This window comes from Shewanella maritima (assembly GCF_043643735.1).
Taxonomy (GTDB): Bacteria; Pseudomonadota; Gammaproteobacteria; order Enterobacterales; family Shewanellaceae; genus Shewanella; species Shewanella maritima_A.
The window spans coordinates 166,107-173,817 of sequence record NZ_JBHZSM010000009.1 but is presented as its reverse complement, the minus strand read 5'-3'; the positions used below and the strand labels follow the sequence as shown (position 1 = coordinate 173,817).

At 41.0% G+C, this 7,711-nt stretch carries 4 protein-coding genes; 2 read left to right on the top strand and 2 right to left on the bottom strand.

Features of this window, described 5'->3' with window-relative positions; all coding sequences use genetic code 11:
* Nucleotides 1-316: 316 nt before the first annotated feature.
* Both ACHUGF_RS11710 and ACHUGF_RS11705 read right to left on the bottom strand, forming a co-directional pair.
* Complete coding sequence (locus ACHUGF_RS11710) at nt 317-3,388, bottom strand: efflux RND transporter permease subunit (RefSeq protein WP_394131376.1); 3,072 nt, start codon at nt 3,386-3,388, stop codon at nt 317-319.
* A 1-nt stretch (nt 3,389) separates the two neighbouring features.
* The gene (locus ACHUGF_RS11705; protein WP_394131374.1) at nt 3,390-4,472 is read right to left on the bottom strand and encodes an efflux RND transporter periplasmic adaptor subunit; all 1,083 of its coding nucleotides are present in this window, start codon (nt 4,470-4,472) and stop codon (nt 3,390-3,392) included.
* A gap of 358 nt (nt 4,473-4,830) precedes the next feature.
* Between ACHUGF_RS11705 and ACHUGF_RS11700 the strand changes: the two genes are divergently transcribed.
* Nucleotides 4,831-5,235 carry a ribosome recycling factor family protein gene (locus ACHUGF_RS11700; protein WP_394131372.1) on the top strand — a complete coding sequence of 135 codons (405 nt, stop codon included), beginning with the start codon at nt 4,831-4,833 and terminating at the stop codon, nt 5,233-5,235.
* A gap of 757 nt (nt 5,236-5,992) precedes the next feature.
* Complete coding sequence (locus ACHUGF_RS11695) at nt 5,993-7,540, top strand: ammonia-forming cytochrome c nitrite reductase subunit c552 (RefSeq protein ID WP_394131370.1); 1,548 nt, start codon at nt 5,993-5,995, stop codon at nt 7,538-7,540.
* The last annotated feature ends 171 nt before the right edge of the window (nt 7,541-7,711 follow it).

Genomic DNA, 7,711 nt, shown 5'->3' with positions numbered 1-7,711 from the left:
CTACAAAATAACTGAAACGCCCCCTTTTAGGGGGCTGAATGAAAGCCACCTTCTTCAGAAGGTGGATTCTTTACTTACTCTAATTCTGAGCATGACATGAAAACCTCTCATGTCCTTTTATCACTTGTAATAATATCCACTACTTCATTTAAGCACGGACCTTTCGTTTTATGTCAATAGGCTGGAGCATTCGACGTTATGTTTGCTAGTTAATGCTCAATTTAGAGTGTGAAACGCAACTTGTGTTGTAGCACTGCCACAGGGCATAAAAAAGCCCAAGAACAATGTCTCGGGCTTTGCTTACTATTTATGTTGATTAGACATTACTGAGTTGCTCAGTTTCATCCACAGGCTTAATGCGGAAAAATAGAGCATAGTAAAGTGGGATTACCACTAGTGTTAATGCTGTCGCAAATAACAAACCAAACATAATGGTTACGGCCATACTCTTGAAAAACGGATCAATCAACAGCGGTGCCACACCTAAAATGGTGGTGGTTGCCCCTAAAATAACAGGGCGAGCACGGCTCATAGCTGCGTCGATAATGGCAAAGTATGGAGCTTTACCATCTCTAATCTCACTATCGGCCTGATCGACCAACACAATGGCGTTTTTCACCATCATACCAATCAAGCTTAAGAAACCGAGTGTTGCCATAAATTCAAATGGTGTTTGGAATGTAATCAAACCAATTGCCACACCACCCACTGCTAATGGCACAGTACACCAGATGACTAATGCTTGACGAATACCGTTAAACATAAATACTACTGCTAATACCATTGCCGCAAAACCGAACGGTGCCGCAGCCATTAAGCCTTCATCTGCTTCTTTAGCATCTTTGTATTCACCATGCCACACAATGCTGTAACCCACAGGTAGTTCAATCGCTTCAATATCCGCTTTGATTAAGTCTAATGCTTCAGATGTTAACAAACCTGGAGCGGGATCCGACTGTGCTAAAATTGTCGGGATGCGATTAATGCGGCGTAATAAATCGTCGTGCCATTCAATCTGCACAGATTCAATTAACTGCTCTAACTGTACATAGCTGCCAGTTGTTGAACTGAATACTCTAGCATGCTCAATTACCTTTTCATGGCTACGTTCATGTTGAGGTGCTCTGGCAACAATCGGTATTAAATGATTACCTTCACGGTAAACTCCCACGTTACGGCCATTCAATGTTTGCTCAATCGCGTTGTTGATTTCAACGGTTGTTAAACCAAAACTTTGAACTTTTTCAGCCGAGTATACAGGGCGTACCACTGGTACCTGCTCACGCCAATTATCCTGCACCGCAATTACATGAGGGCTATTCTCCATGATGAGTTTAGCTTGTTCAGATAGCTGACGTAACACAGCACTATCAGAGCCTTTAAATGCCACTTCAATTTTCTTACCACCACCAGGGCCAAGCATGAACTTCCATACATTAATGGCCGCATCGGTGTAACGAGCATTAAGATCAACTTGCAGTTCTGCAACTAAATCTTCAATGATTTCAAAATCACCAACATCAACCAACAATTGACCATAACTTGGGTTATTTGGTTCTGGCGAATAGGTCAACATGAAACGTAAACCACCTGAACCAATGAAGCTAGTTGCTGCCGTAACACCTGGCTTTTGTAATATATCTTGTTCAATACCTTCTACAATTTGCTTAGTACGGTTGATATCCGAACCTTGTGGCAAGTAAACATCAATGACGAATTGCTCACGTTGTGACTCTGGCATATATCCTGGAGGTACATGCGTGAAAGCATTTAAGCCTAAAAATAGTAGAGCAATGACGACTGCTAGACTCTTTTTTTGGTTATGTAGAACGCTTGTCAGTGCTTTTCGGTATAGCACACTAACTTTACTTGGACCTTTGTTTGCTTTGTTACGGTCAATTTTAATGAAGTCATGACATAACATTGGGGTGACAGTAATGGCGAGCACCCAACTCAAGAACATCGAGTATAAAATTACCCAGAATAGTGAGCCAGCATATTCACCCATATTGGATGGTGATAAGCCGATAGCGCTGAATGCACAGATACCAACGATTGTACCGCCAAGTAGAGGCCATTTAGTGCTGTTTACTACATCTGAAACCACTTGTTGGCGATCAGCATCAGGGTCTTTTTCTAGTCGGCTTAACACACCATCAGTCACAACGATTGCGTTATCTACCAGCATACCTAGGGCAATAATCAAGGCACCCAGAGAAATACGTTGCATGGCGATGTCATCAATTAACATTATGATGAGTGTACCGGCAACGGTTAGTACCAATACAAAACCAATAATTACGCCGGTTCGTACTCCCATAAATAGCAACAGTACAATAAATACAATGACTACGGCAGCAATCAAATTGTTAATAAAGTCAGAAACTGACTCTCGAACGGAATCTGATTGTATAGAGACTTCATTGAGCTCAATACCAAGTGGACGTTGGCTTTCAAGTTCAGCGATACGGGCTTTAACTGCATCACCCATTTCAACCACGTTACCACCAGCAACGTTTGAAATACCCAAACCAACCGCGCGCATACCGTTGTAGTTCATCAGCACGGCAGCGGGCTCTTCATAGCCACGAATGACATTAGCGATGTCAGATAACCGTACAACAGTGTTGTTCTCACCGATGCCGATCTGCAGCGACTTTAACGCTTCAAACGAGTTTATGTTCGATATGGGTGACACTGTGATACGCATGCCATCCGTTTCTAGGTTACCAGTAACGGCAACCATGTTTTGCTTTTCAAGCACGGTATAAACTTGGTTGGCAGATACCCCAAACTGAGATAAACGGTCGCTGGATATCTCAACAAAGATGGCTTCTTGTTTTTCGGCCATCGTCGTTGTTCTAGATACACCAGGCACAAGAACAAGCTCGCGACGTAGTTCATCAACATAATCTTGCAGCTGCTTGTCAGTATAGCCTTCACCGGTTACCGCATAGAATTGGGCAAATACGTCACCAAAGTCATCGTTAACGATAGAGCTGGCGGCGCCAGGTGGTAATTGACCTTGCGCATCATTAATTTTACGGCGGAGTTTGTCCCAAACTTGTTGCAGCTCTGCCTCATCATTTGAAAACTCACGCTTTATTTCAACGGTAACTTCCGAGATCCCTTGCTTTGAAACTGAGGTGATTTCATGCACCTCTTGCAATGACTGCGCCGCGCCCTCAATGACATCGGTGATCTCATCAGACACCTCTTGTGCACTGGCGCCTGGATAAGGTGTCACAACGACTGATTGGCGGATAACGAACTCAGGGTCCTCAAATCGACCGAGATTGAGATAGCTGAGGTAACCGCCTAGCAAGGTCAAGGCAACGATTACCCAGACACTAGTACGTTTAGCTATGGTATAACCTGCGATGTTCATATTATTTTGCCTCATTTTGCATTGGGCGAACTTCTAACCCCTCGGTTAAGCCTAATATGCCAGCAACAACCACTTGCTCTCCAGTATTTAACTGGGACTTAATTTGGACTCTGTCACCGTGTAAAGAGCCAACTTCAACAGTACGTTTTTGCAAAGTGTTATTTGCATCAACAATCCAAATATGTTGGTTGTTTAGGTTGTCTGGTGTAATCGCTGATAATGGCACAGTAATGTATGCCTCACCCTCAACGGAGTCTGAAAATACACGTACATTCATGCCCGGCAATAGACGAGAGTTCTGTAAATTATCAAACGCTAATGTGATTGCATAAGTGCGCGTCACTGGATCAGGTTCAGTTTCATATTTTTTCACTGACAACTGATACATTATGCCAGGCGTTAACGCTGAAGTTGCTTTAATTTCTGGGTTATAGCCTTCACGAGTCATCACACTTTCAGGGACATTAATGACCACTTCCATACTTGAAAGGTCATGGATTGAAATAATGGGTTCATTTGCCTGAATAGCGACGTGGTTATTAACAAAGCGGCGACTAACAATGCCTGAGAAAGGCGCCTTAATCATAGTGTCTTCAACTCGGCGTTGTGCTTCACTTACACGGTTTTTGGCTAAATTGTACATCAAGGTTAATTCATCAAGTTGGCTTTGAGAGATTGATTGCAAGCGTTCGAATAATGTGTTTGCACGCTCGTATTCAATACGGGCGTTCTCTAGTTCGTTTTGCGTAGAAGCAAGTGCAATCTCAGCATCAGTTGAGTCGATTTTTGCTAACACATCGCCTTTGTTAACTTGACTCCCTTCTCCTACTAGCAGCTCAATTAACTGGCCATTTGTGCGGAAAGAAAGCTCTGCTTGCGATGCAGATTGTACCGTTCCATTAAAATACAGGTCAGAGACTTGAGTTGGAGTGATGATTTCAGTGAAGACCGGGCGGATCACTGTTTCAATGACTTCTTCTTGCGGCTTTTCACTGCAGGCACTGAGCAGTAATGAAACTGAAATAGCCGTCGCCAGTAATGCAAGTTTTGCATTCGATAATTTAGATGGGATTGATTTAATCACAACATTCTCCAAGAGCTTTCAAATTCATTTCAAGTGACATAACACTATGTATGCACTTTTTGATGTTGATGAGTCTACGTCTTTAACAGTTAAAGGCTAGGGATAAGAGATATTCATATTTGCAGCATCAAGTAAAAACACCAACTAATCACAAGCTTAGTCATAAATATCATACCGATTAACGCCGTGCTATTGAACACATTTTCCTTACAAATTTTACTTTACAGATACGTTTTGCGCCTATTTACGTTTATCAATCTGATATATTGTTGTGATGCACTTGTTTGGATATAACTCAATAGCCATTTTGTGGTGTAGTGAACAGCCAATTTTAATTTTAGCGTTATAGGGGGAAGTAATGAGTAAAGTTATTTCAATTCACTTGCCTTCATTGTTGAGAAAAATGGGTCAACATAACCTTGGCGTGCTTAAGCAGGCTGCAATACTCCATCACTGTCACATTACTCGAGTTAGACGCTCTAGAAATTGGCAGATTGAAGGCGACGTGCATTGTTTAGCCGAGCTCGCTTCGTATTTATCCGTTGAGCAATTAAATCTTACAGAGCAATCTGCACTGGATAGCTTTACAAAAAAGCTATCTGCTGGCTTAACTCCTTATGCCGACTACTTAATTCCGTTATCTACCCGTTTAGTGCAACTGATCCGGCAAAATCCAGCCATCACATTGAATGAGTTAATGAGCTTAACGCAATGTAGTGAATCACAGGCCAGAACCGCTCGATTTGAAGCTGACGATTGGTAATCAAGATATTGCAGAACATTGTGTTGGCAAAAATTACAACATCATTATTGACTCTCTAGTTTGTTTTTAAATTTCTTAATCGTCACTTATATTATTTAAGTGTATTAACACTTAATTCTTTATTACTATCTAATATAAGTGGGCTGGATAATTGTTAATGGAATTAAAAGTCAGGCTTTGTTTTGTTACTGGATGAAGTTTTTATAATTGACACCTGGATATTAGATGTTATTAAAGTAGCTATTGTTAATAATTGAAAATGTTCTTGTTGTTTTAATGGCTTAACTGCTAATTCATATCTCATTTATATTTAAAGTGTTGTTCAAGTTTAATATGTTCTTAATAGTCAATAGTGACTATCCTCCCAAGCGTTAGGTGCTAGAGCACCTTGGTGGCTCCACCTCAAAAGCCTTTATATATAAATGTAGATATATCTAATTAAGCTGTTACTGTTGCTTTCATTGTGTTTCTATATATTTCTCTTTTAAATTCAATTTAGTACCTATAAAGGGGTAGTTGAAATACTTGATTTTGTCGACCACTTAACACATTGGCTAGTTTGATTGGGGTAGGGTCACATTTTTACTTTAAATAACTATTTATGGTTTATTAGTTTGGTTAAATTAATATTAATTCAAGCGGTGATGATTATTTTGGGTTGGTTATTTTGTAGATGACTCGAATAAAGCATTTGCATATTAAAGCGTGTAAGTGTTGCTTGATGAATAAAAATAAAATATTCCAGTGAGGAGTGAATATGAAACTTAACAAGATCGCATTGGCCGTTGTTGTTTCAGCTGCATTTACCGGGCAAGCAATAGCGACTGACCTATATAATAGTGACAACTGGCAAAAGCAGTATCCAGATCAGCACAAAACATGGGCTGAAACTGAAAATGCTAACCCTGCTTCTGGTGAACCAACAGATTTATTAGCTAAAAATCCTAACTTAGTTTCTGCTTGGGCAGGCTATGGTTTTGCTAAAGACTATAACCGTGCTCGTGGTCACCACTTTGCAGTCACTGATTTAATCAAAACCTTGCGTACAGGTAGCCCAATTGTCGGTCATGACGGTAAGGTTGTCGGTGAAGCCATGGCTGCAAGCTGTTGGGGCTGTAAAACACCTGATCTTCCTCGTATGTACGACAAAGTAGGTGAAGCAAAATTCTCTGACAATGCGTGGTCAACTTGGGGCCATGAAATTTCAAATACCATTGGTTGTGCAGACTGTCATGAGTTAGGTAAGTCTGACATGCGTCTAAGCCGTCCATATGCAGAACGTGCGATGAATACCATTGGTAAGCCTTTCGATAAGCAAGACAAGGTCATGCAGGCTAGCCAAACATGTGCACAGTGTCACGTTGAATATTACTTTGATGGTACTGATAGCAAGAAAGTGAAATTCCCATGGGATTACTGGGTACCTGGTGTGAAAACAGACTATAAGCAGTTTGTTAGTTATAAAGGTACCGATGGTCTATATGAAGGTTTTGCTGCTGAAGCGCAACTCGCTTACTTCGACAACCGCGGCTTTAAAGACTGGACTAATGCGATTTCAGGTGCACCTATGCTAAAAGCACAGCATCCTGAGTTTGAAAACACGTTAGATCGTACTTCTCATGCAATGGATTCACACTTAGAGTTTGGTTGTTCAACTTGTCACATGCCAAAAGCTAAAAATGACCAAGGTGCTAAGTACTCTCATCACAAAGTGACGTTTGAAGCTGAACAGTTACCGAAGACATGTACTAGTTGTCACGAAGCGGGCGATTTCAAAGAAATCTTTGCTGAGCGTAAAGCTGAAATCAACAAGTTACGTTTCGATGCAAACGGTACTGACCCACGTTTAACTGAAGTTCACTTCAAGGCACAAGCGATTTGGGCTGCGAATGGCGTGGAAGGTTTAGAAGCGGGTCTTGGTATTGGTAAAGCCAAAGCTAACTATGAAGCTGCATTAAAAGCTGACAACGAGTTAGCTAAAGAAATGAATAAGTTACTAACACAAGTACGTAATGCTCAGTGGTTCTGGGATAGTGCAACTGCCTCTCACGGTATCCATGCACATAACCCTGAAGAAGCTGTACGTCTGCTAACTAAAGCAAATGGCATCTTAGATGATGCGATAGCCAATGCAGATAAACTACTTGCTAAATACGCTCCTAAGTATAAGTACGATGCAAGCAAGTACGACACTAAAGAGAAGTTACAACCACTAGCGGGTCTAAACTTTGACAAGATGACTGCTGATAAAGAGAAGTTCATCAAAGAACGTGTTGAAAAAGAATGGCCACACAAACTTAAGTAAGCTTATGTAAGTTTACTCAGTTACCTACCATTCAATGCCAGCTGACCATGTCAGCTGGCATTTTTTTGTGTCTAGTTATCAACTAAAGAAATTAATCAAACAAGCGAGTCAAAGCGTCCAATTAAATTACCAATCAAGCATTGCCGCAGACTTTATTCAGTCTTGAGTGTC